Origin of the sequence: Microbacterium meiriae, from assembly GCF_025143875.1 — a bacterium.
In the GTDB taxonomy this organism is placed as follows: Bacteria; Actinomycetota; Actinomycetes; order Actinomycetales; family Microbacteriaceae; genus Microbacterium; species Microbacterium meiriae.
The window spans coordinates 43,312-66,418 of the sequence record NZ_JAMBDU010000003.1; the positions used below are offsets into that span (position 1 = coordinate 43,312).

The window sequence follows — 23,107 nt, forward strand, 5'->3', positions numbered from 1 at the left end:
AGGACGCTGCGGAGCGAGGGGCGCCGGGAGTTCTAGGCTCGGAGGAGTGAGTGGTCCGATATCGCCCGTGTCCCGCCGTGTGCCGACCAGCGCCCTGCTCGTGAGCGCAGCCCTCGGCGCGGTTCAGGCCCTCGTCTTCCTGGCTGTCGTCCCGGTCACGAGCGTGCTGGCCGCCGCCTCCCCTCCCGCGTATGCCCTGGTCGCGGCCGTGCACACCGCACTGCCCTTCCTCGCCCGCGTCGTCACCCGGGTCCCTGGCATGGCGACGCTGGCCGCCTTCGTGACCGGGGTGCTGACGCTCGCGGTGTCCCCCATCGGGCTGCTCGGGGTGGTGCCGCTCGTCCTCGGCGGCGCGGTCCTCGACCTCGCGCTGCCGTTCCGGCGCGACGCCGCGGTCCGCCCGGGTCGTGTCCTGCTCGCCGGCGCCGTGACCGGGGTGGTGCTCTTCCTCGTGGCCCTCCCGGTGTTCTCCCCGGAGCACCTCGTCCTGCCGGTGCTCATCGCCACGCTGCTCGGCCGGGTGCTCGGGGAGCTCGCGGTGGCGGGAGTCGTTCTCGCCGTCCGCCGGCTGCTGCGTCGCGCGGGCGTCGCCCGCTGACTGCGGTTCACTATACCCCCACTGGGTATAGTGAACCCATGGCCGGTCGTCGCGTGCTCCAGAGGGCGCTGCTCGTCGTCCTCCTCGTGGGCGGCGTCGTGTTCGGGCTCCTCGGCATGCACGCGCTCGACACGCACGGCACCCCCGGAGCGCACGCGATGGCGGGCCACGCGGCACCGGTGCCCGGGCACCCCTCGGCGTCGGCGGCGCATGCGGTGTCCGTCGCCGAGGCGGCCGTCGCCCCCGACGACTCCGCGGGGGATGGCGGCGCGGCCTGCGTCCTCGCGCTCCTCGGCGGACTGCTCCTGGTGCTGCGCCCCACCCGCGCGGCCGTGATCGCTCCCCTGCTGCGCGCCCTCCGCGTGCGCGCGGGAACCGCCGCCGCCCCTCTCCGTCCCCCCTCACTCCACGTCCTCTGCATCAGTCGGACCTGATCGGCGCTGGTGAGCGCCCGGGCTCCGCGACCGCGGACGCCCTTCCGACAGACAGAGATGAGAGAGAAATGAAGAATCGAACCGCTGCCGCCGCCGCCCTCGTGCTGGTCGGAACCCTCGCCCTCGCGGGATGCGCCTCGGCCGCACCCGCGGGACCGGCTGACCACTCCGGTATGGATCACTCCACCTCGGACGCCCCGCTGGCCGGAGCGAACGAGGCCGATGCGATGTTCGCGTCCATGATGATCGTCCATCACGAGCAGGCCGTCGAGATGTCGGACATCGTGCTCGCGAAGGATGACGTCGACCCACGGGTGACCGACCTCGCCGAACGCATCAAGGCCGCTCAGGGCCCGGAGATCGAGCAGCTGCAGGGGTGGCTCGACGACTGGGGTGCCGAGGCGGGTGACCCCGCGGAAATGGACCGCGGTGACGGCATGATGAGCGACGACGACCTCGCCGCGCTCGAAGCCGCCGCGGGCCCGGAGGCGTCCCGGCTGTTCCTGGAGCAGATGATCGCCCACCATGAGGGCGCGGTCGAGATGGCCGAGACGGAGGTCGCGGACGGCGAGAACGCCGACGGGGTCGCCCTCGCGCAGGACATCGTCGACGCGCAGACCGCGGAGATCGCGGAGATGAAGGAGATCCTCGCCACGCTCTGATCGGCACCGGGTCCCGACGTATCCAGGCCGTCATCGAGCTCCTCTCCGAAGACCCACGGCCCCCCGCGGCACGCAAGCTCACCGGCCGACCGGAGTGGCGGGTGCGGACGGGGGACTACGGGGTGCTCTACCGGATCGAGGACGGGATCCTGACGGTCGTCGTCGTGCACGCCGGCCACCGTCGCGAGGTGTACCGCTAGCGATCGCGGCGGCGCAGGCGGCGCAGCGGGGCAGACAGGCGGTGCCAGAGCGTCGGCGCGGGCTCTTCGTCCTCCGCGGGCGGCGGGGCGACGGCGAACTGGACGAACTCCTCCGCGCCGTGGTGCACGACGCGGTAGAGCGCCGTGCCGATGAGCACACCCAAGGCGATCGACATGACGGAGACGAGGGCGGCGGTGAAGTCGGCGAGACCGTTGTCGGTCGCCACCGCCTCGGTGAGTCCCACCAGCCCCGCCGCTCCCGGCACCAGCAGCCAGAACGCGGGGAGGAACGTGAGCTGCGACGGGGCCCCGTGGCGCAGCCCGGCGATCCAGAACACGACCGGCGTGACGGCGACCGCGCCGACGAAGCCGCCGACCGCCGGGTCGATGAACTCCGTTCCCGCCCATTGGCCGAGGTAGGCGACGACCAGGGCGAGCAGCACCCACCCGAATGTGGACGGCGGGGAGGAGAAGTGCAGGTAGTTGCCGAGTGCGAACACGAGGATGCCCAGCAGCGGCACCCACCAGGGCAGGTAGGACGAGGAGGCGTCGAGCGCCTCGTACGAGTCGCTCGAGACGCCCACCACCGCGCCCGCGGCGAGGATGCCGAAGGCGAGGAGGGCGAGCTGCACGAACCCGTAGATGAGGCGGGACGCACCGGAGATCATCTGTCCGGCTGCGAGCTCGACCGTCGCCGTGGTGAGCACGCCGCCGGGGAGGAAGGTCACCAGCGGCGCGATCAGCAGCCGGATCGGGTCGCCGATCTCGATCACCTCCGCGAGCAGGAACACCGCGGCGGCGCACACGAAGGCCGCGGCGATGGGCATGACCAGCTGCAGTGTGGGGGAGCGCACGAGCTTGAGCAGGCCGATCCCGAACCCGAGCACGAAGGCGACGAGCGCGCCCTGCCAGGTCGGCGCGAGCAGGAGCGCGAGGCCGGTCGTGAGGATGGCATGCCCGAGCGTACGGGTGAACCAGCCGAGCCGCGGGCGCATCGCGCCGATCTCGTTGAGCCGCCGGATGCCGTCCAGCGGGTCCACGGCGCCGGTCTTCGCCTGCGCGATGAGGTCGTACAGCGCGGCGATCTGGTCGAAGCGGAACGAGGCGTTCGTGGCCGACCGGAACGCGACCCGCTGCTCCCCCGCGTCCCCCGTCTCCACGATGATGATCGTCGGCAGGACGACGAAGTCGGCGCCGTCTCCCCCCGATGCCGTGGCCACCTCGGCGATCGTGTCCCGGATGCGGTCGACGGACTCCGCCGATGCATTCATGCCCTGAGCCAGTCCCAGGAGGAACTGCCGCAGCGCCGACCGGTCGACGACGTCGGTCATGTCACGTGAACAGGAACGACAGCGCCACCCCGACGACGATCGCCGTGCCGACGTAGACGAGGTTCGGCAGCTGGAACGAGTGGTCGATGACGAACTTGCCCATCTTCGTCGTCCCGGTCTGGTCGAACGCGACCGTCGCCACCTGGCTGCCGTTGGCGGGCAGCGTGTAGATGCCCATCGCCGCCGGCCACAGCCCCACCAGCAGGGAGGCGGGCAGACCGATCGTGATGCCGATCGGGACGATCGCGTTCGTGGCGCTCGACTGGCTGGTCGTGAGCATGGCGACCGCGAAGAGCGCCAGCGCGAACAGCAGAGCGCCGAGGAAGGCGGACGATCCGGAGACGACCGAGCCCAGCCCGTCGACGATGAGGGTCTGGTTCGCGGCGACGAACGTGTTGGCGAGCCAGGCGATGCCGAACAGGGCGATGGCCCCGACGATGCCCGCGGGGAACGTGGACTGCTTCGGCACGTCGGCGGCCTTGACCTTGCAGAACACGAAGATCAGCGCGGCGATGATGCCCATGACGACCTCGATGATCACCGTGACGCTCAGGCGGAGCGGGTCGCCGTCGTCATCGGTGCCGATGACCGGACGGAGGTTCTCGAACAGGCCGAAGAAGACGATCACCGCGACGCCGGCGAGGAACAGCGAGGCCGAGAGCACGGCGGTCGGCGGGAGCTTGTTCTCGTGCGCGTCGACGGTGGGCGGCTTGATCTGCCCCTCCGCCAGGCGCTTCTGGTACTCCGGGTCGTCCTCGAGGTCCTTGCCGTGACGCATCATGACCAGGGCGGCGACGAGCAGGCCCGCGATCGAGGCCGGCCACATGATGAGGAGCAGGCCGCCGAGGTCGACGCCCTGCGGCGCGAGCAGCACGACCATCGATGCGGTGGCCGCGGAGACCGGCGAGCACAGGATGCCGACCTGCGAGGCGACGGCCGAGACCGACAGCGCCCGCTCCGGCCGGATCTTCTGCTGGTAGGAGACGTCGTAGATCACGGGCAGCAGCGGGTAGAAGATGTTGCCGGTCCCCGCGCCGACCGTGAAGAGGAACGACATCGCCGGCGCGAGGAAGACGACGGACTTCGGGCGTTTGCGGATGACCTTCGCGGCCACCGACACCATCCAGTCGATGCCACCGGCGGCCTGCATGGTCGAGGCCGCGGTGATGACCGTGATGACGATGAACACCGCGTCGACGGGGGCGTTGCCGGGGGCCTCCCCGAACACGAACACGAGCACCGCGACGCCGACGAGGCCCCACACGCCCAGGCCGATCCCGCTCGTGCGGGTGCCCATGAAGATCGCCAGGACGACGACGATGAGCTCGGCGACGAGGATCCAGACGCTGTCGTTCACGACGACGGCCCCTTCACGATCGGCGCCGCCCCGGTGAGGACCTGCACCGGCAGCTCGGTCTCGACGATATTCCCGTCGGCCGCCTCGACCTTCAGCGCCAACGCGTTCTCGACCGGGCTGACCGCCGTGACGAACTCGCTGTTCTCGAAGTGCAACGACTGCAGGTTGCCCACCGCATACCCGGTGGAGAGCTCGCCGCTGAGCAGGGAGGCGTGGAAGAGCGGCCGTCGCTGGTCCTCGGCGTCGTAGTGCGGACAGAAGCTGCCGTGCAGGAACCCGAGACCCTCGGGGAGCACCTGCAGCGTGGGCCCGTAGCTGTCGGTCGTGCCGCCCTCGAACCAGCAGATGCCGCCCGCGCTGCCTCCCGTGAACACGACGTTCGACGAGGGGTCCTCCCACATCTCGCGCATGATCTCGTCGAGGCCCTGACGCTTCCAGACGTCGAGCATGTTGGCGGTGTTCCCGCCGCCGACGTGGATGACGTCGAAGCCCTTCACGAACCCGGCCAGGTCGTCGACGGCGCGATGGAACAGCGGCAGGTGGTGCGGCGCGCATCTGTCGGAGTCGTACGTGGAGTAGAAGCTCACGATGTAGGCGGTGTCATCGCCGGTCGCGGTGCCGACGAAGAGGACCCGAGGCCGCTCCTTGCCGGTGAGCTTCAGGATGTACTCGTGCGTCGGATCGTTCCGACGTTCCATCATGGCCTTGCCGGCCCCGGTTGCGACGACGTGCGACATGCCCCCACCTCACTGTCGAGTGTGAATGCGCTCAACCTAGCGTCGCGCCGTCACCGCCGTCCAGAGCGGTCACCCTGGCCGGGTGAATCCGCGCCTCTCAGCCGAAGACGCGAGCCGTGCCGACCATGCCTTCCAGGAGGGCGGCTGTGCGGGCGCGCGGTCCCTCCGGCGCGATGCCGAGGACGCGGGCGAGCTCCAGGGCGAGAGCGGCGTGTCCGGCGGCGCTGGGGTGGAAGGGGTCGTTCATGAGGCCCCACGGCATCCCGCCACCGCCCAGCTCTGCGAAGTGCGCGTACTGGTCGACGAGGATCACGTCCTCCGCGGACGCGACCCGACGGACGGCCTCGGCGAAGTCGGCGATCCGCGCCCGCTCCGGCGCGTTGCGGACGTCGATGGCGGGCGGCGTCTGGAGCACCGGGATGGCGCCGATTTCGCGCACCCGGCTCACGAAGTCATGCAGGGAGGCGGCGTAGTCGTCCGGCGAGATCACCGGTCGGGGCCCGCCGTCCGAGGCGTCGTTGGTGCCGACCATGAGGGTGACGACATCCGGCTGCCAGCCCGCGACCCGACGCTCCCAGTCGTCGAGGATGTCGACGATCCGGTTGCCGCTGATCGCGGTGTTGAGCACGATGTCGCGGACGCGCTCGAGCTCGCCCCTGATCAGCTCGTGGAGGTGCTCCTGGTAGCTGCGCCCGCCCTGGGTGTGCACCAGGCCGTGGGTGATCGAGTCGCCGGTGATGACCCAGTTCAGCGGTGCCGGGTCGCGGAGCGCGTCGGCGAGGCGGCGGAGGTCGTCGTCGGCGGTGGCAGGGGAGGCGGAGGGGGCGATCGGCACGTTTCCGAGCTTATCCGGCGTAATGCTCAGGGGCCGTTCCCGTCCTGTTTGCCGAGGGGCGAGGCTGGGCATGTGAGCGCGGACGGGATCCGTGGCCCAGGACGTCGTCGAATCCCCAACCCGACGACGTGGAGAAATCGAGTCCCTCGTGCGGCGGGCTGCTCCCCCGGCCCGCCGCACAGCCCCGGTCTCGGGGCGTTCCGTCGGCCCATTCCGGAACGCCGATATACGCGCGGCTGCGAACACCTGCGATGCGCCGCATGAGGGGTACCGTCGTTGGCGGCCTGTGCGAGGGAGGGGAACCTTGCGGGCCGGGGGAGAGCTCCGCGGCATCGCCGCGGGCGGAGAGAGTGCGACGCCGCGCGGCGTGGAGACACGTGCGGCGTGCATCGTCGCGTTCCGCAATCCTGCGGAACGCGCGTAGTACGTCGGGCCCCGCCGTGTCTCATCTTCGACCGTGCCCACGTCGCGTGTGCGCGGCTGTCACCGGAGGAACACATGCTGACCCATTCGCCACCCGTCCGACCCCGCTCGGGACGGAGCCGCATCGCCCGCCGCGTCGCCGCCGTCGCCATGATCGTCGGCGGATTCGTCGGAGCCCTGCTCGTCCCCGTCGCGGCGACCGCGGCCCCGCCGTACACGACCGGCGCGACGGTCGAGTCCCTGGCCTTCACGGAGACGGCCGTCGCCAGCGGCACGAAGGCCGAGCTGACCGGCACCTGGTCCCTGCCGGACAACCCGGTCGCACCTGCCGGCTTCGTCGTCGAGCTCCCCGAGGGCCTCCGTGGGCTGCCGGACACCTTCCCGTTGCTCGACGCGGCGGGAGCTGAGGCGGGACGCTGCGTGACGACCGCCGCGCAGCTCGTCTGCGACATCGACAGCGCTTACCTCGAGGAGCACCCCGTCGGTCTCTCCGGAGGCTTCTCCTTCTGGGCGACGGTGACCACCGAGGTGAGCGAGACCACCACGGTCACCTACGACTTCGGTGACGTCACCGCTTCCGTCGATGTGAAGCCGGACCCCTTCATCTGCACGACCGACTGTGACTTCCGAGGCCGCGCGGACTTCAAGAGCGGGGAGTACCAGAACACCTCGGACACCATCGCGTGGGACGTCGCCGTCGGGGCGGGAGCGAAGGGCATGGCCGCGGGTCAGGAAGTCGTCGTCACCGACGTCATCGGCTCCGACCAGGAGCTCCTGCGCGAATCCGCCGCCGGGGAACGCTACCCGTCGCTGTGGGTCGCCACCGGTCTGCAGACCCTCCCCAGCGGTCTCGTCGTCCCGGGGCCGGTCACCGAGGTCGCTGCCGCCGACTACACCGTCTCCGCCGACGGGACCACCGTCACCTTCACCGCCGTCGAGGGCGGCTTCTACAACGTGCACTACCTCTCGCGGGTGACCGACGACGGTGCGGCCGACACCTACCGCAACGCCGCCGAGATCCGGGTCGGCACCGAGACATCGTCGACGGTCACGTCGGAGGTCACCCGCCACGGCGGCTCGGGGACGGGGAACGGTACGCGCGTCGGGCGCTTCACGGCGCTGAAGACCCTCAGCGGTCCGGCGGCCGCGACCGAGCGGATCCCCGCCGGGACCCGGTACGTGCTGGAGTACACGTACCCGGCGGGGCCGGGCTTCCCGGCGGGCTCGGGGGTGCTCGATCTCGAAGCCGGATCGCCGGTGACGAGCCCGGCGCTGCCTGCCGGCGCGGAGGTCACGGTCCGCGAGCGGGCGCCGGAGCCCGTGGCCGGCACCGCCTGGGGCACGCCGGTGATCAGCCCGGAGCGGTTCACGGTGGGGGACCAGACCGTCACCGTGGGCGTGCAGAACCCGGTGGCCGTCGTGCCCCCGCCGCCCGTTCCGGCCACGCCGAGCACGCCGGCCACCCCGGCCACGCCGAGCACGCCGGCGACGCCGAGCACGCCGGCGACGCCGGCGGGCACTCCCGGGGGCTCGCTGGCCACAACCGGCGGGGAGATCGCGACAGCGGGTCTGCTCGCCGGGGTGCTGCTTCTGGGGATAGGAGGTGCGCTGGCGGCCGCGCGACGCGCACGCCGCGGGAACCGCTGATCGCACGCGCCGGGCGGGGTGCGGCCGACATCCGTCGGACCGCACCCCGCGTCGGCGCGAGAACGCACGGGTGAGGTTTGTCACCTCACCGACACAGGCCCTCGGGGGAAGGGAACACCATGAGCGACGAACGCAGAGACGAGGAGAGGGAACGCGACGCGGACCTGCTGGACCGGGTCCGCGGGGGTGACGAGCAGGCCTATGCGGAGCTGTGGGAGCGCTACGCACCCGCGGCGGCGGCCGTGGCCCGCAGCTACTGGTGGTCAGCCGATGCCGACGACCTCGTCGCAGAGTCCTTCACCCGCATCTATCAGGCGATCCAGGCCGGGAAGGGGCCGACGGCCGCGTTCAAGCCGTACCTGTTCGCCACGATGCGCAACCTCGCCATCAGCTGGGGCCGCGCCCGTCGCGAGGTGCCCATCGAGTACATCGAGGCGGTGGAGGACCCGAACAGCACGGATGCCGCGGCCGACGCCGATTTCGACGCCTCGCTCGTCTCGCAGGCCATCCTGGCCCTGCCGGAGCGCTGGCAGGACGTGCTGTGGTTCGGCGAGGTCGAGCACCTCTCCATGCACGAGATCGGCAAGCGCCTCGACATCAGCGAGCGCGCGGCCGCGGTCCTCGCCTTCCGTGCCAGGGAGGGGCTCCGGCAGGCCTGGATCACCGCGCACGTCGCGGCCCGCCCGCCGGCCTCCCGGGAGTGTCAGTGGACGATGGGGAAGCTGGGCGCGCACGCCCGCCAGCGCCTCACGCCCCGGGACACGGCCCGTGTGCACGCCCACCTCGACGAGTGCGCCGACTGCCGCGCCAAGGCCGAGGAGGCGCGTCACGCCAGCTCGCGCATGCTGTCCGTCCTCTTCCCCGCCGGCATCACGGTGGGGGCCGGTGCGCAGATCTGGCAGTCGCTGACATCTGCCGGACTGTCCGCCAGCGCCGCCCCGCTGCCGCCCGCGATCGCCGCTCCGGTCGCAGGTATCGCTGCGGCGAAGGCCACCATCGGTATCGTGGCCGCGGTCACCGCGACGACGCTCGCGGCGACCGTCGCCGCCACGGTGGTCGGGGGCACCGCCGTGGTCGCGGCGCCCGCCGCCACGGAGGTCGTGACGTGGAGCGTACCCACCCCGGTCCCATCCCCGGAGGCGACATCCGCCCCGGCGGCGACGCCGGTCGCGAGCCCTCCGCCGTCGGCCGCGCCGGAGCCCTCCGCTCCTGCAGCGCCGCCGCCGGAGCCGGAGCCGGAACCCGCCCCCGAGGCGAGCGTGCCGAGCGCTCCTGTCCTCATCGACGTGCCAGGACAGGTCTCACGCACCGAGCTGCTGTCCGTGACCGTGGCGTGCGAGGTCGGTGCCGACCTCACGGTGTCCGCCTACGGCGCCACCCTGGCGGCGGGGACGTGCGCGGCGAACGAGCGATGGCAGGCGAGCTTCCGCGTCGACGCCTATCCGGTGCCCGCCGGGACCGCGGTGACCCTGAGTTTCGCGCAGTCCAACATCGCCGGGATCTCCGGCGCGGCGAGCGCGGAGGTGGTCATCGTGGATTGATTTCGGAACCGCGCGTAATCACCCCCGCGGATCGCTGTCCTGTAGGAGTCCGCCATCTCCGGATACCAGCGGATGAAGAGATCGAGATTGGAACCACATCGCCATGAGGAAACGATCGGGCGCCTTCGTGCTCGGATTGCTGCTCGCCCTGGGTACCGTCGCTGCCGCGGCACCCGCTGACGCCGCGACGGGAGCCGCGACCATCGTCGACGCGAACACCGGCCGGTTCACGCTGCCGGACGGCACGATCGCCACCGACACACTCGCCGGCGGCTCCCGCATCTTCGGCGGCGAGGGTAAGACGCTGAGCTCCTGGAGCGGCACGGACGCCATGTACGCGGCCGGTGTCTCGGCGAAGGACCTCGCGACGCTCGACGTCCACTCGAACGCGAACTGCGGGACGTCGTCGCGCTGCGGCGAGGGACAGCTCACGATCACGTTCGATCGCCCGGTCGACGATCCCGCGATCCACATCGCCGAGTTCGGCGCCGGGACCGGCGGTACCGGACTCGGCGGGATCTCGGTCGCGGACGGCATCCGCTTCGCCTCCTCCGACGGCGGCGCCACCCGTGCGGTCGTCTCCGACGGCGCCACTTTCGTGGACGGAGGCGACGGCTACTCCCGCGGCGACATGAGGATCTCCTGCACCGCGGCCTCGCGCCCCGGGGGCTGCGGAAGCTTCACCGTCCCGGGCACCAAGATCACCCGGATCGTCTTCGATGTCGCCCGCTTCGCCCTCGGCGGCACGCAGACCGCAGCGCTGGACGGCTACGCCCTCGGGGTGACCGCCACCGCCACGCCGGACCCGAAGGTCGCCGGACTCTCGATCGCCAAGGTCGTCGACAAGGCCGCGGCCGCACCGGGCGACGTCCTCGACTACACCATCACCGTCCGGAACACCGGCGAGGCGGAGGCCCGTCAGGTGCCCGTGACCGACACGCTTCCCGCCGGGCTGCGCGATGCGACGGCCGATCAAGGCGGCGTGGTCGCCGACGGCGCGGTCGCCTGGACGATCGACGCCCTTCCCGCCGGCGGCACGAGCACCCTGCACGTCTCCGGGACCGTCGACCGCGCAGGCGCGGGCGCCACCCTCGTCAACCGCGCCGTGGTGGAGAACCCCGCCGGTGTCCCGGCCGAGACGCCGGCGCCCACGTCCTCCACGCCGTGTGCGGACGACGCGAGTGTCGCCTGCGCCTCCACGGTCGTCGCCGCCCTGCCGGCGTTGTCCCTCGCGAAGACCGTCGACAAGCAGGTCGCCGGCCATGACGAAGCGCTGTCGTACACCCTGGTCGTCGGCAACGCCGGGACGGCCCCGGCGACCGATGTCCCCGTGACCGATGTCCTTCCGCCCGCCTTGACCGCGGTCGCGGCCGATCAGGGCGGCGTGGTCGCCGACGGCGCCGTCCACTGGACGCTCCCCGAGGTCCCGGCCGGCGGCGAGGTCGTGCTGCACGTGACCGGCACGACGCCGGGAGGTCTCGACGAGGCCCAGCTCGTGAACCGCGCCACCGTGCAGAACTCCGCCGCTGCGCCGAACGGGACGCCCGCGCCGACGGTGACCACCCCGTGTCCTGACGACCCCCAGCAGGCATGCGCCCTGACCGCGGTGGCCCCGCTCGCCTCGTTGGAGATCGACAAGACCGTGGCGCAGTCCGCCGCGCCGGCGGGGTCCATCCTCGACTACACGATCACCGTGTCGAACGTCGGCCCCGGTGCTGCGACGCAGATCCCCGTCGTCGACGACCTGCCCGACGGTGCGCGGTTCATCGCCGCCTCGACCGGGGGCGTCGCCGTGCAGGACAGGGTGGGCTGGGTTGTGCCGGAGCTCGGCCCCGGGGAGTCGGCCACGATGACCCTCCGCGCGCAGCTGCCGCGGGACGCCGAGGGCACCGTCGTCAACCGCGCCACCGTCGCCTATGACGAGTCGATGATCGCCGGCCTGCGGGCAGCGGCTGTCCAGGCCGGGATCGTCGTTCCGGACGACCTGTCCGGCCTCCCCGCGCCGCCGCCGCTGTCGGCGACGCACGCCTGCGCGGACGACGCGCAGTGGTCGTGCGCGGCGACCGTCGTCCGTGCCCCTGCCGCTGCAGGGCTCGCGCAGACGGGCGGCACGCCGCTCTCCGTCCTCCCCGCGATCGCGCTGCTGGCGGGTGGAGCTCTGCTCCTCATCGTCTCCGCGCGTCGCGCGACCCACCGATAACCACTGATCGCGTCAGCCACGGGGGACCTCCCTCCGGGGGCTGATCGAGGTACCCAGAAATGCACTTCTCACAGTCCACTTCGTCCGTTCCGCTGCCGAAAGGCTCCGTCATGATCGTCTTTGGGACCCGTCCCGAGATCATCAAGCTCGCCCCGCTCGTCCGCGAACTGGGAGATGCCGCCTTCGTCGTCCATACCGGGCAGCACTACGACCCGGGGATGTCCCGGGTGTTCCTCCGGTCCTGCGGGATCGAGCGCGTCGATCTCCAGCTGCATGTCGGCGGTCTCCCGCGCGCGGCGCAGATCGGGCGCGCCGCCGAGCAGATCGCCGAGGCCATCACCCGCTTCGAGCCGCGGTACGTCGTGGTCCAGGGCGACACGAACGCGACGTTCGCCGCCGCTCTCGCCGCGAATGCCGCAGGGGTGCGCCTCGGGCACGTCGAGGCGGGACTGCGGGCGCACGATCGCCGGATGCCCGAGGAGCACAACCGGGTGATGGTCGACCACATCGCTGACGACCTGTTCGCGGCGACGGCGGCGAACCGTGCCAACCTCCTCGCCGAGGGCATCGACGAGGAGCGCATCCTCGTCACCGGCAATCCGGTGGTGGAGGCGGTGCGCGCCCAGCGCGCGGGCGCGGCCGGCGATGCGGACGAGCTCGCGCGGCTCGGATTGACGCCTGCCGGCTTCGTCCTCGCCACCCTGCACCGTCAGGAGAACGTGGACACTCCGGAGAACCTCCTGGCCACCCTCCGCGCGTTCAACGCGATCGCGGCGTCGGGGTGGCCCGTCGTGTTCCCCGTGCACCCACGCACCAGGGCGATGCTCACCTCGCTGGACGCCACGCACCTCCTGGACGCACTGATCGCCGAGGAGCCGCTCCCCTACGAGCGGTTCCTGGCGCTCGCCGCCCACGCCGCTCTGCTGGTCTCCGACTCCGGCGGCATCCAGGAGGAGGCGACGGTGATCGGCCGCCCCGTCCTCGTCGTGCGGGACTCGACCGAGCGCCCCGAGGCGCTGGGCGCCTTCACCCGGCTCGTCACCCCGCAGGAGCTCGCTCCGGCCGCCTCCGCCCTGCTCGGCGCGGTGGAGCCGACCCTCGCCCGACTCGCCACCCTGCCGTCCCCCTTCGGCGACGGGCAGGCCACCGCGCGCATCGCGGCGCACATCCGCAGCACCGTCGCCTCGACCCGCACTGAGGAGTCCTGATGTACAGCAACGCCCTGACCACCCCGCTCGCCACGGTCGGCGCCCTCGCCGTCACAGGTCCGGAATCGATGACCACCTGGGTCATGGCGGCGGGGATCGCGGTGACCGTGGGGGCGGGGCTGCTCCTGCGCACCCGCCTGCTGCGGCGGTCGGCGCCGGCTCCCCGCCCGATCCGTCGGTCCGTCGCGCCGGAAGAGGACCCGGCGCCGGGGAGGACACCCTGATGTTCCCGGTGCTCAACGCGTTCACGGTCCTGCTCGGCGTCGCGTTCGTCACGTACGTCCTGTTCATCCTCATCCCCTATCTCCGTTATCCGAAGACCACCCCGGGCGATCCGGCGAGCTTCGAATGGCACTTCTTCATCCCGTGCCGGGACGAGGAGGCGGTGATCGATACGACCGTGTCGCGGGCGCGGCGGGACTTCCCCGGCGCCCACGTCTGGGTGATCGACGACGACAGCGAGGACGCCACGGCGTCGATCGTCACCCGATGGGCCGAGGCCGACGAGCACGTGCATCTCGTTCAGCGCCGTCGCCCCGAGGCGCGGACTGGCAAGGGCGACGCACTCAACGCCGCCTATCATCAGCTCCTGGCCTGGCTCCCCGCAGACGCCGACCACGATCGGATCGTCGTCGTCGTCATCGACGCGGACGGCGAGATGGAGCCCAACGCCCTCGAGATCTGCGCCGCCGACGACATCTTCGGCGACGAGAGCGTGGGGGCGGCGCAGATCGCGGTCTGGATGAAGAACCGCGACGACCCGAAGCCCTACCCGCACGGCGGGCGGTTCGCCAACACGTTCGCGCGGTTCCTGCTGCGGATGCAGGATCTCGAGTTCCGCACCACCATCGCCGCGATGCAGTCGCTCCGGGCGAAGACCGGGACCGTGGGGCTGGGCGGCAACGGCCAGTTCACCCGGCTCTCCGTGCTCGATGCGATCGGCGACACCTTCGGCGAACCGTGGCACGGCGCCCTGCTCGAGGACTACGAGCTGGGCGTCCATGTCGTGCTGGCGGGCTACCAGGTCCGCCACGTCTACGACACGCACGTGAACCAGGAGGCGCTGCCCTCGATCCGCCGTCTGCTCACGCAGCGCACCCGGTGGGCGCAGGGGAACATCCAGTGCGTCAAGTACATCCGCGAAGTGGTGAAGTCGCCGTACGTCGACAACGCCGGGGTCATCGAGACCGTGTACTACCTCGTGCTGCCCTTCCTCCAGATGCTCGGAGGGCTCTCGTTCCTCATCCTGTTCAGCGCCCAGGTCGGGTACTGGGTGCAGCAGCCGGAGCTCTTCCAGGTCGCGCTCGGCGACACCCTCGGCGTCCTCGGGCTGCTGTTCGCCTTCTCCGTCGCCCCGTTCGCCGTCTGGGGGTTCGTCTACAAGATCCGCTGCGAACCCCAGGCGAGCTGGCTGACGGCGCTGGGGTGGGGGCTCGGGGTGTGGCTCTACGTCTATTACATGTACATCTGCATCGCGCGGGCGTTCCTGCGCATCGTCCGGGGCAAGAACGGATGGGCCAAGACACGCCGCAATGCGGAGGCCCACGTCGTCGTCAACGGATCCGTCGCCGTGGAGGCCTGATGACCACCGTCACCGAAACCCTGCCCGCCCTCCGCGCCCGTCGACTGGATCGGGTGTCGCCGCCGAACCGTGCCGCGCGGGTGGTCGTGGCCCTGCTGATGCTCGCCGCGGGCGGAGCGCTCCTGGCGGTCAACACCTCCTTCCGCGCCGTCGAGGCGGTCGTCGCGACGTGGCTGCTCTCGCCGTTCGTCGAGGGCCAGCGCACGGCGATCGGCGAGCACTACCTCGTCTGGACCCCGACCGGAGACCTGATCGCTCTGCAGATCACGGTCGAGTGCACAGCACTCCTGATCGGGCTCCCGCTCACCGTGGTCGCCGCGGTGATCCTCGCCTTCACCCGCGTGCGGTGGAGCCGGCTGTTCGGCGGGCTCGCAGCCATGTGGGGCATCGTCTTCGCGGTCAACATGCTGCGGCTCGTCCTGATCGGCTGGGCCACCCAGACCTGGGGTCTCGATCCGGGCTACAAGGTGAGCCACGTGTTCGTGGGTTCCCTCGTCGGCGTCCTGGGGTACGTCGTCGGACTCGTCGTCATGCTCCTGATCATCGGCGTCCGTGCCCCGCAGCGCCGGAATACTCGCCGTCCGTGGGCGTAATCGACCCCCGTCCCCACCGTCTCATTCGCGGCGAAGCACTCTGCTCGTCGTGTCCACATCAAGAAAGAGGCTCATCATGAAGAGCATCCTCAAGACCGCGTGCAGCGCCGGTGTCGGCCTGCTGATCGTCGGGGGCTCGCTCCTCGGCGCGCAGGGGGCCATGGCCGCCGACCAGCCCGACTCCACCGACGGCGCATCGAGCGGCGGCATCTCCTCGGTCCGCAGCACGGAAGACGTCGACGGTCAGGCCTCGACCCGCGGCTACCTGGGTCGAGCCACCCAGACGGCCGCGACGGGCGTGACGCCGGGGTCGGAGATCAAGGAGGGCGCGATCGTGCAGCTCGTCAACGACGAGCAGATCGACGGCGTCTACAAGGTGATCCTGCCCGTGCCGGCGCACACGACCTTCGCGTCGGCGACCAGCGGCGGTCAGCTCGTCGGTGGGAACGTCGTCTGGACGTTCAACGTCACGCACGACGGCGGCACCAGCATCGTCACCCCGATGGCGACGTTCACCGTCGACGCCGACTACTGGGGTCCGCAGATCACCAACAGCGCCAAGGTGCTCTACACCGGCGGCGTCTTCACCGACGACCACCGCTTCACCTACAACTACAGCCACACCTTCGCCGAGCGTCCGCCGGTGCCGGTGGCCGATCCTGCCGTCGGACTCGCGGGTGCCGGTGTGATCGCCGTCGGAGCTGCCGGCGCGTTCGCGCTGCGTCGTCGTCCCTCGGCGACCCGGTGACGGGCGCCGGACAGACACGGAGGAACAGAGACCTGTGAAGAAGACATCCTTTCTTCGGGGTGCGCTGACCGTGGGGGTGCTCACCGCTCTGGCGGCGGGCGCCCGCGCGGGCGCCCCCGCCGCCTCGGCGGCCGACGTCAACGGCTGGAGCGGATCGGGAGACACCCGCACCGCGTCGGCCGCCGGAGCGACGGCCCGCATCACCACCACCGACAAGGTGCAGATCAAGAGCTCCGGTGACGTCGTCAACCTCGCCACCGTGCGCGACGGCGGGGAGCTCGGGCTCAACGTGATCGGCCTCAACGAGGGCTACCCCTGCAAGAACGGCATCGAGTGCGTCCGCGGGAACGTCGTGGTCGACTTCGGCCAGCAGGTGACGAACCCGAAGATCACCCTCGCCAACCTCGGCGGTGACGTGTACTCCATCGGCGGCGTCGTGCAGTCCTCGGCGAAGTACACGCTGAAGACCTCCGGGGTGAGCCTCAGCGCCGTGAGCGGCAACCTGGACGTGACGTCGAACACGATCACCTCGACCTCCTTCGCCGCCAAGACCGGCACGGTGCAGGTCAACGGCACCGTCTCGAAGGTGGAGTTCCAGCTCAGCATGCGCTCGAAGGGCGCGTTCCTCGGGCTCGTGCCGACCTGGACGAAGGTGCCGAGCGACCTGCACAGCATCGACATCGACGTGGACAAGCCGACGGCGCCCGCGCTGACGGTGGACAAGAACGATCACCGCGACAGCGCCGTGATCGGCGACCAGCTCTCGTACGACATCGTGGTGCGCAACACCGGCACCGCTGCGGCGAGCAACGTCGTCGTCAGCGACGACCTGCCGGCCGGGCTCACCGGTATCACCGCCTCGTACACCGCTGGCACGACCGGTCAGGTGTCGGTCACCGGGCAGCGCGTCCAGGGCACGATCCCATCGCTCGCTCCTGGCGCGTCCTCGACGATCACCGTGAAGGCGACCGTCGGGGCATCCACGCCGATCGGGAACCTGCGCAACAACGCCTGCGCCGTGGGAACCGCCACGAACCAGGCCTGTGACTGGGACGACACCACCATCACCAAGAAGACCACGCCCGTGCTGACGATCAGCAAGGACGACGGTCAGGGTGATGTGAAGCTCGGACAGGACCTGACGTACGACATCGTCGTGCGGAACACCGGCGACGGTGCGGCCACGAACGTCGTGGTCAGCGACCCGCTCCCGGCCGGTCTCGACTTCGTCTCGGGCAGTGGCCCGTCGGGTGTGACGGTGAGCGCCTCCGGGCGCACCGTGACCGCCAATCTCGGCACGCTCGAGGCAGGGCAGTCGGTCACGCTGAAGGTGAACGCCAAGGTCAACCAGTCGGCTCCTCCCGGGGCGCTGACCAACCAGGCCTGCGCGGTCGCCGGTAACGCGGCGAACGTCTGCGCGACCGACACCGACACCGTCAAGCGTGAGTTCTTCCAGTACACGTTCAACTCGAACCCGACCGACCCGACGCCGGGCCAGGCCGTGACGTACCGGATGGAGTTCGGCAACAACGGCAACGTCGACTCGGCGAACGCGGAGATCGCATACACGCTGGCGGGCATCCTCGACGATTCCAGCTGGAACCCGTCGAGCGTGACGGCCAACCGCGGCACCGTCACCGTGAGCGGCGACAGCATCGACTGGAAGGGACCCCTCGCCTCGGGTGAGACGGTCGTGATCACCTTCACCGGTGTCTGGAACGGGAACGGCGACGGTTTCGCCTTCCCCAACGTCACCTACTACGGCAGCGCGCGCTAGCCGGAACTCAGGCGAACGCGCGGGTGCAGGCCCATTCCTCTGGGGTGACCTGTGCTCGCGCGTTCGCCTGTTTCCGCGCGTCTGCGGAGTCAGTCACGGTCGGCGCGGCTGATGAGGTCCATCAGCTCGTCGAGCGTGTCGACGTCGATGACCTCGGTGCCGTCGGGCTCGCGCACCTCGATGCCGTCGACCTCCAGCTCCTCATCGAGCTGCACGAGGATGCGCGACTCCGGGAACTGCCGGGGGGCGACGAACGCGAGCAGCACGGCGTCCGCGAACACCACGACCGACGTGGCCTCGAGGTCGTCCCGCAGGTCGACCTGCTCGACCACCGGCTCCTCGTCCACCGCATCCTCGATGTCCAGCGCGACCTCCTCGACGATCGCCCGCCACCGCTTCTCGCTCATCGAGAGCACGCGCGCGATGGCCGCCACGAGCTCGTCCGGATCCATGTCCTCCGCGCTCTCGTCGCCGTCGAGCTCGGGGTCCACGTTCACGTTCACGACGGTGCCGGCGGCGTCCAGGCTCGCCCGTCCGTAGACGAGACCGTTCTCGGAGACGGGGTCTTCGAGCAGACCGCTCTCGACGATGCGGGACAGGAGGATTTCGAGCGCCATGCTTCCAGTCTCGCGCATCCTGCCTTCCGTGGCCCCTGGTTCTTCCGCGACCTCGGCCCAGGGTCGCGCGTAATCGAACACCCCTTCGCGCCTCTTGTTCACCGGACCATCCCGACTCGACGGCCCAGGGCCGCGTTCGAAAGGCAGGCTGCTGTGATCCGTCCCCTCTCCCGTGGCATCGGCGTGGCGCTCGCCGTCGGTGCCGTTCTCGCCCTCGCGATCCCGTCATCCCCGCTCCCGGCGGCTGCGGAGGTCGCCCCCGACACCCCCGCCCTGAACTGGGTCGTGAACACCGCCCCCGGCGGTCCGAGCGAGGAGACGCTGCGTGCGGCCATCGCCGACGCGGGAGGGACGTTCCTGATCTCGTACCCGGAGATCGGGGTCACCGTCGTCCGGGCGCCCGAGGGCGGGTTCGCCGCGCAGCTCCGCGACCTCCCGTGGGTGCAGTCCGTCGGTCCCACCCGCACGTCGACCACGCCCGACCGCCTCCCCGACCCCGCCGAGTCCGCGGCAGGCGTCACGGAGGAACCCGAGGCGATGCCTGCCGAGGGCACCGCGTGGGACACGGTCGCCGTCGGCGCGACGACCCCGGGCGGCGCAGGTGTGGTCGTCGGGGTCGCGGACAACGGCATCGATGCGGGGCACCCCGACCTCGCCGACCGCATCGACCCCGCTCTCTCGGTCGGCTGTGGCATCAACGGCGTCCCGGACACCCGACCGGCGGCGTGGGCTCCGGAAGCGGGACTCTCCGGGGCCCACGGAACCCACGTGGCAGGCAGCATCGCGGGCGCTGCCGACGGCGCCGGCATCCGGGGGATCGCCCCGGACGCGCGCGTCGCGGCCATCAAGGTCGACAACCAGACAGGGCACATCTACCCGGAGGCCAGCATCTGCGCCACGATGTGGGCGGTCCGGCACGACATCCCGGTCGTGAACCACAGCTACTACGTCGACCCCTGGTACGTCTGGTGCGCCGGCGACGAGACGCAGTCCGCCGCGCTCGAAGCCCTTCGGCGCACGTATGCGTACGCGCATGAGCAGGGCGTCGTCAGCGTCGCCGCCGTGGGCAACGAGGCGCAGGACCTCGCCACCATGACCACCGACGTCGTCAGCCCCAATGACGGTGCACCCGAGCCGCGGCCGGTCGACGCCTCCTGCCTGAAGGCCCCGGCCGGGCTGCCCGACGTGATCTCGGTCGCCGCCGCCGACCAGGACGAGACCAGCGGCGCCGTCGTCATGGCCCGATTCTCCAACTACGGAGCGGGCACGGTCACCGTCACCGCGCCCGGCGTCGTCTGGTCTGCGGTGACCCGTCAGGACGACGGCTCGATCTACGCGCTGTTCCCCGGCACCTCCATGGCCTCTCCGCACGTCGCGGGGCTCGCTGCGCGGCTGCTCGCGGCCGACCCGACGCTCACCCCGGACGAGGTCACGCGCCGTATCACGGAAACGGCCGACGGGGTCGCGGACGAAGGGCCGGACCGGATGGGCGCAGGCCTCACGGACGCCGACATCGGCGCCTCCGTCCCCGCTGTCGGCGTCTACTCCCGTGTCGCCCTCACCGGTCAGCCGTTCCGGGTGACGGGCAGCGGGTATCCGCCGCGGAGCCGTGTGGAGCTTCGCGTGGGCACGGCCACCATGCCGGTGCGGACCGACGGGCAGGGACGGTTCGCGACCGTGTTCCCCATCCCGGCGGATGCCCCTGCGGGCGTGAGCACTCTGACCGCCGGCGCGGCCCGTGCGCCCATCGTCATCCGCACTTCTCCGGCTGCGCCGACCATCCTCACCCCGAAGGCCGGAGCCACGGTCGCGGCGACCACCACGACGATCTCGGGTACCGGCGTCCCGGGCTCGCGCGTCCGCGTGCACGTGCGCGACGGGGAGCTCACGCCGTTCCTGCGGTTCGTGACCGTGCGCGACGACGGCACCTGGACGGTGGACGCGCCGCTGACGCAGGGGACCTACGAGGTCGTGGCCCGGACGGTCATGGGCACCGACACCTCGGCCACCACCGCGCCGATCCGGTTCTCGGTGCACACGAAGTCGGCGATCGGCTACTCGGTCGAGCTGTCCCCGCAGCCGGGAGCCGCGCAGGACACGCTGACCGTCCTGGACCTCGCCAACGCCGGGGCGGTGGGAGGACGGGCTGTCGTGGACATCGATCTGACGGCGTTCGCGGATGTCGAGGTCCCCGTGCCGCCGGTGGGCGAGGTCGAGCGGACGGCTCGGGGGCTGCGGTGGACCCTCACGCTGGACTCGGCGCAGAAGGCCCAGCTGCAGATCCCGGCGACCTCCGGCGACGACCCGGCGTTCCCCGTGGTCGCTGTTCGATGAGACAGACGTGCACGCCGGTTCAGGCGCTTTCCGGAAGCGATGGCCTGAATCGGCGTGACAGCCTGCGCGTCACAACCACTTCTTGTACTTGAACACCCCGAACAGGCCGACGGCGAAGGCAAGCATCGCCCCGATCGCCATCGGATAGCCGAACGCCCAGTGCAGCTCGGGCATCACGTCGAAGTTCATGCCGTAGACGGTGCCGACGAGGGTGGGCGCGAAGATGATGGCCGCCCACGAGGAGATCTTCTTGATCTCATCGTTCTGGGCCAAACCCGCCTCCGAATGCCGCCGGGCGACGAGGGCCGACTGCACCGTGAGGGCGTTCTCCAGGATCGCCCGGAACGAGTCCACGCGCTCGTTGACGCGGATCGTGTGGTCGAGCACGTCGCGGAGCGAGCGCTGCAGCTCCTCGTCGATCCGGTACTTCTCCGACCCGCGGCGCAGCCACTCCAGCATGCCGCTCAGGGGGTGCACGGCGCGCTGGAAGTTGATGACCTCCCGGGAGAGCTCGTAGATGCGGCGGGAGAGGGCGTCGTCGTCGCTGTCGCCGAAGAGCTGGTCCTCGATCTCGTCGATGTCGTTCTCGAGGCCGGCGACGACGGGCTCGTACTCGTCCACGACCTCGTCGAGGATCGCGTAGAACACCGCCTCCGGTCCCATCGCGAGCAGCTCCGGGTTCGCCTCCATCCGGCGGCGGACCGCGGCGAGGTTCGGCGACTCGGCGTGGCGGATCGTCACCACGAAGTCGGGGCCGATGAACAGGTGCAGCTCCCCGAACTCGATCGACTCCTCCTTGTCGCGGTACCGGGCGGGGCGCAGCACGGCGAAGAGGGTGTCGCCGTAGCGCTCCACCTTCGAGCGCTGATGCCCCGAGAGCGCGTCCTCGACGGCGAGCGGATGCAGATCGAACTCCCTGGCGACCGAGGCGACCTCCTCGGGACTCGGTCGGTACAGCCCGATCCACGCGATCCCGCCGGCGGCATCCAGCATCCGGTAGGTCTCGTCCAGGTTCTTCGGGGTCTCCACGCGACGTCCGTGGACGTACACGCCGTTGTCGATGAGCGCCATGATGCGGCTCCGTTCTCGCGGGTGCACGCAGACCAGGGTCTGCGTGCGGATTCGTCAGGGGGCAGGAGACGCCGCCGATGACTGCGAGGCGAGAGGCACGGACGCGGAGCGGGAGCTCAACGCGCAGATGCAGGGAAGCGCGACGCAGCGAGGGCGGCGTCGTTACTATCGTCGGACATCGCCATCACCGCCTCTCCGTGCTTCTCCGGGGGCCAGCTTACCCCTCCGTTTCGAATCGCCCGAATGGCCCCATTCCGACCGGAGATGCCGCCACGTGCGCGATTCGAAGGATCAGGGGATGATGGCGTCGATGTAACCGCCGTCGACGCGGACCGCGGCGCCCGTCGTCGCCGAGGCGAGCGGGGACGCGAGGTACGCGACCATGTTCGCGATCTCCTCCGGCTCGATGAGCCGCTGCAGCAGGGACTGGGGGCGGTGCACGCGCATGAACTCTCGCTGCGCCTCCTCCCACGGCAGCTGCGGATCCACGAGCGAGTACACGAAGTCCTCCACGCCGCCGGTGTGGGTCGGGCCCGCGAGCACTGAGTTCACCGTCACGCCCGTGCCGGCCGCCTCCTTCGCGAAACCCCGGGACACCGCGAGCAGCGCGGTCTTCGACATCCCGTAGTGGATCATCTCGGCGGGGATCACGACCGCGGAGTCGCTGGCGATGTCGAGCACCCGACCCCAGCCGCGCTCGCTCATGCCGCGCAGGGTCGCGCGGATGAGCCGGACGGCGGCGAGCACGTTCACCTCGAAGTACCGCCGCCACTCGTCGTCGGAGATGTCGAGCGCGGGGGTCGCTCCGAAGATGCCGAGGTTGTTGACGAGGATGTCCACGTCTCCGGTGGCGGCGAGGACCGCAGCGGCCCCGTCCTCCGTGGTGACGTCGCCCGGCGCTGGGACGAGGTTCCGGTCCGGATCCTCCTCCTGCAGCGTGGCGATGACCGACGACACGGTCTCGGGGTTCCGGCCGTTGACCGCGACCCGCGCTCCCGCGTCGGCGAGGGTCGTGGCGATGGCGAGTCCGATGCCCTGAGTGGAACCCGTGACGAGGGCGGTTCTCCCGGCGAGGTCGATGCGCATGATGTCTCCTCCGTGTCGCTGCGGCCCCGGGTACAACGCCCGTCGCGCCGGTTTCATGCCCCTCCGCCGGCACCCCCGTCCGGGAGAGGCGGCGGTACTCGACCATGCGCGCACCGTCTCCGTGCG

At 71.0% G+C, this 23,107-nt stretch carries 21 protein-coding genes; 14 read left to right on the forward strand and 7 right to left on the reverse strand.

The window, feature by feature from the left end; genetic code table 11:
- Positions 1–67: 67 nt before the first annotated feature.
- The 4 genes from M4D53_RS02685 (at position 68) to M4D53_RS02700 (ending at position 1,894) form a co-directional block, all read left to right on the forward strand.
- On the forward strand, positions 68–598 hold the full coding sequence (locus tag M4D53_RS02685; protein WP_259951752.1) for an ECF transporter S component: 531 nt from the start codon (positions 68–70) through the stop codon (positions 596–598).
- 38 nt (positions 599–636) lie between these two features.
- Positions 637–1,032, forward strand: coding sequence for a DUF6153 family protein (locus tag M4D53_RS02690; protein WP_259951753.1), 396 nt, complete (start codon positions 637–639; stop codon positions 1,030–1,032).
- Between the two features lie 68 nt (positions 1,033–1,100).
- The gene (locus tag M4D53_RS02695; protein WP_259951754.1) at positions 1,101–1,694 is read left to right on the forward strand and encodes a DUF305 domain-containing protein; all 594 of its coding nucleotides are present in this window, start codon (positions 1,101–1,103) and stop codon (positions 1,692–1,694) included.
- A 20-nt stretch (positions 1,695–1,714) separates the two neighbouring features.
- Entirely contained in the window at positions 1,715–1,894 is a 180-nt protein-coding gene (locus tag M4D53_RS02700) for a type II toxin-antitoxin system RelE family toxin (RefSeq protein WP_311198664.1), read from the forward strand.
- On the opposite strand, the gene M4D53_RS02705 is transcribed toward M4D53_RS02700, so the two are convergent.
- The 4 genes from M4D53_RS02705 to M4D53_RS02720 all read right to left on the reverse strand — a co-directional run bounded on the left by M4D53_RS02705 (position 1,891) and on the right by M4D53_RS02720 (position 6,154).
- Entirely contained in the window at positions 1,891–3,225 is a 1,335-nt protein-coding gene (locus tag M4D53_RS02705) for a threonine/serine exporter family protein (protein WP_259951755.1), read from the reverse strand. The two genes, M4D53_RS02700 and M4D53_RS02705, sit on opposite strands and share 4 nt — an antisense overlap.
- Before the next feature lies 1 nt (position 3,226).
- A complete protein-coding gene (locus M4D53_RS02710; RefSeq protein ID WP_187662909.1) occupies positions 3,227–4,582 on the reverse strand; it encodes an anaerobic C4-dicarboxylate transporter family protein in 1,356 nt (451 codons plus the stop codon).
- The gene (locus tag M4D53_RS02715) at positions 4,579–5,319 is read right to left on the reverse strand and encodes a Type 1 glutamine amidotransferase-like domain-containing protein (RefSeq protein WP_187662910.1); all 741 of its coding nucleotides are present in this window, start codon (positions 5,317–5,319) and stop codon (positions 4,579–4,581) included. Before M4D53_RS02715 ends, M4D53_RS02710 begins: the two co-directional genes overlap by 4 nt.
- Positions 5,320–5,416: 97 nt before the next feature.
- The gene (locus M4D53_RS02720; RefSeq protein ID WP_187662911.1) at positions 5,417–6,154 is read right to left on the reverse strand and encodes an SGNH/GDSL hydrolase family protein; all 738 of its coding nucleotides are present in this window, start codon (positions 6,152–6,154) and stop codon (positions 5,417–5,419) included.
- A 498-nt stretch (positions 6,155–6,652) separates the two neighbouring features.
- On the opposite strand from M4D53_RS02720, the gene M4D53_RS02725 reads away from it, so the two are divergent.
- The 9 genes from M4D53_RS02725 to M4D53_RS02765 all read left to right on the forward strand — a co-directional run bounded on the left by M4D53_RS02725 (position 6,653) and on the right by M4D53_RS02765 (position 17,873).
- Complete coding sequence (locus M4D53_RS02725) at positions 6,653–8,224, forward strand: DUF5979 domain-containing protein (protein WP_187662912.1); 1,572 nt, start codon at positions 6,653–6,655, stop codon at positions 8,222–8,224.
- 119 nt (positions 8,225–8,343) lie between these two features.
- Entirely contained in the window at positions 8,344–9,765 is a 1,422-nt protein-coding gene (locus M4D53_RS02730; protein WP_187662913.1) for a sigma-70 family RNA polymerase sigma factor, read from the forward strand.
- 103 nt (positions 9,766–9,868) lie between these two features.
- Positions 9,869–11,965, forward strand: coding sequence for a DUF11 domain-containing protein (locus M4D53_RS02735; RefSeq protein ID WP_259951756.1), 2,097 nt, complete (start codon positions 9,869–9,871; stop codon positions 11,963–11,965).
- Positions 11,966–12,075: 110 nt separating this feature from the next.
- A complete protein-coding gene (gene wecB / locus M4D53_RS02740) occupies positions 12,076–13,173 on the forward strand; it encodes a non-hydrolyzing UDP-N-acetylglucosamine 2-epimerase (RefSeq protein ID WP_232089148.1) in 1,098 nt (365 codons plus the stop codon).
- Positions 13,173–13,397, forward strand: coding sequence for an LPXTG cell wall anchor domain-containing protein (locus M4D53_RS02745; protein ID WP_187662916.1), 225 nt, complete (start codon positions 13,173–13,175; stop codon positions 13,395–13,397). Before wecB ends, M4D53_RS02745 begins: the two co-directional genes overlap by 1 nt.
- A complete protein-coding gene (locus M4D53_RS02750) occupies positions 13,397–14,755 on the forward strand; it encodes an XrtP-associated glycosyltransferase (protein ID WP_259951757.1) in 1,359 nt (452 codons plus the stop codon). The genes M4D53_RS02745 and M4D53_RS02750 overlap by 1 nt, the downstream gene beginning before the upstream one ends.
- Positions 14,755–15,348: an exosortase/archaeosortase family protein gene (locus M4D53_RS02755; RefSeq protein ID WP_259951758.1), complete on the forward strand. Its 594-nt coding sequence runs from the start codon at positions 14,755–14,757 to the stop codon at positions 15,346–15,348. The genes M4D53_RS02750 and M4D53_RS02755 overlap by 1 nt, the downstream gene beginning before the upstream one ends.
- Before the next feature lie 76 nt (positions 15,349–15,424).
- Positions 15,425–16,096, forward strand: a complete 672-nt coding sequence (locus M4D53_RS02760) for a hypothetical protein (RefSeq protein WP_187662919.1) — start codon at positions 15,425–15,427, stop codon at positions 16,094–16,096.
- Positions 16,097–16,130: 34 nt separating this feature from the next.
- Complete coding sequence (locus M4D53_RS02765; RefSeq protein ID WP_259951760.1) at positions 16,131–17,873, forward strand: DUF7927 domain-containing protein; 1,743 nt, start codon at positions 16,131–16,133, stop codon at positions 17,871–17,873.
- Between the two features lie 89 nt (positions 17,874–17,962).
- Here the strand turns inward: M4D53_RS02765 and M4D53_RS02770 are convergent, their stop codons facing one another.
- Entirely contained in the window at positions 17,963–18,490 is a 528-nt protein-coding gene (locus M4D53_RS02770) for a cytochrome C5 (protein ID WP_259951761.1), read from the reverse strand.
- A gap of 153 nt (positions 18,491–18,643) precedes the next feature.
- Here M4D53_RS02770 and M4D53_RS02775 point away from each other — a divergent pair, with 153 nt between their 5' ends.
- Positions 18,644–20,824: a S8 family serine peptidase gene (locus M4D53_RS02775; protein ID WP_259951762.1), complete on the forward strand. Its 2,181-nt coding sequence runs from the start codon at positions 18,644–18,646 to the stop codon at positions 20,822–20,824.
- 69 nt (positions 20,825–20,893) lie between these two features.
- Here the strand turns inward: M4D53_RS02775 and corA are convergent, their stop codons facing one another.
- The gene (corA, locus tag M4D53_RS02780) at positions 20,894–21,895 is read right to left on the reverse strand and encodes a magnesium/cobalt transporter CorA (RefSeq protein WP_187662923.1); all 1,002 of its coding nucleotides are present in this window, start codon (positions 21,893–21,895) and stop codon (positions 20,894–20,896) included.
- A gap of 291 nt (positions 21,896–22,186) precedes the next feature.
- Positions 22,187–22,981 carry an SDR family NAD(P)-dependent oxidoreductase gene (locus M4D53_RS02785; RefSeq protein ID WP_259951763.1) on the reverse strand — a complete coding sequence of 265 codons (795 nt, stop codon included), beginning with the start codon at positions 22,979–22,981 and terminating at the stop codon, positions 22,187–22,189.
- Positions 22,982–23,107: the final 126 nt, after the last annotated feature.

Bases quoted from the DNA above. Each gene is read 5' to 3' on its own strand.
- M4D53_RS02690 (WP_259951753.1), top strand. From the start codon at position 637: ATGGCCGGTCGTCGCGTGCTCCAGAGGGCGCTGCTCGTCGTCCTCCTC.
- M4D53_RS02695 (WP_259951754.1), top strand. From the start codon at position 1,101: ATGAAGAATCGAACCGCTGCCGCCGCCGCCCTCGTGCTGGTCGGAACC.
- M4D53_RS02705 (WP_259951755.1), bottom strand. From the start codon at position 3,225: ATGACCGACGTCGTCGACCGGTCGGCGCTGCGGCAGTTCCTCCTGGGA.
- M4D53_RS02715 (WP_187662910.1), bottom strand. From the start codon at position 5,319: ATGTCGCACGTCGTCGCAACCGGGGCCGGCAAGGCCATGATGGAACGT.
- M4D53_RS02725 (WP_187662912.1), top strand. From the start codon at position 6,653: ATGCTGACCCATTCGCCACCCGTCCGACCCCGCTCGGGACGGAGCCGC.
- M4D53_RS02730 (WP_187662913.1), top strand. From the start codon at position 8,344: ATGAGCGACGAACGCAGAGACGAGGAGAGGGAACGCGACGCGGACCTG.
- M4D53_RS02735 (WP_259951756.1), top strand. From the start codon at position 9,869: ATGAGGAAACGATCGGGCGCCTTCGTGCTCGGATTGCTGCTCGCCCTG.
- wecB (WP_232089148.1), top strand. From the start codon at position 12,076: ATGATCGTCTTTGGGACCCGTCCCGAGATCATCAAGCTCGCCCCGCTC.
- M4D53_RS02745 (WP_187662916.1), top strand. From the start codon at position 13,173: ATGTACAGCAACGCCCTGACCACCCCGCTCGCCACGGTCGGCGCCCTC.
- M4D53_RS02750 (WP_259951757.1), top strand. From the start codon at position 13,397: ATGTTCCCGGTGCTCAACGCGTTCACGGTCCTGCTCGGCGTCGCGTTC.
- M4D53_RS02755 (WP_259951758.1), top strand. From the start codon at position 14,755: ATGACCACCGTCACCGAAACCCTGCCCGCCCTCCGCGCCCGTCGACTG.
- M4D53_RS02760 (WP_187662919.1), top strand. From the start codon at position 15,425: ATGAAGAGCATCCTCAAGACCGCGTGCAGCGCCGGTGTCGGCCTGCTG.
- M4D53_RS02770 (WP_259951761.1), bottom strand. From the start codon at position 18,490: ATGGCGCTCGAAATCCTCCTGTCCCGCATCGTCGAGAGCGGTCTGCTC.
- corA (WP_187662923.1), bottom strand. From the start codon at position 21,895: ATGGCGCTCATCGACAACGGCGTGTACGTCCACGGACGTCGCGTGGAG.
- M4D53_RS02785 (WP_259951763.1), bottom strand. From the start codon at position 22,981: ATGCGCATCGACCTCGCCGGGAGAACCGCCCTCGTCACGGGTTCCACT.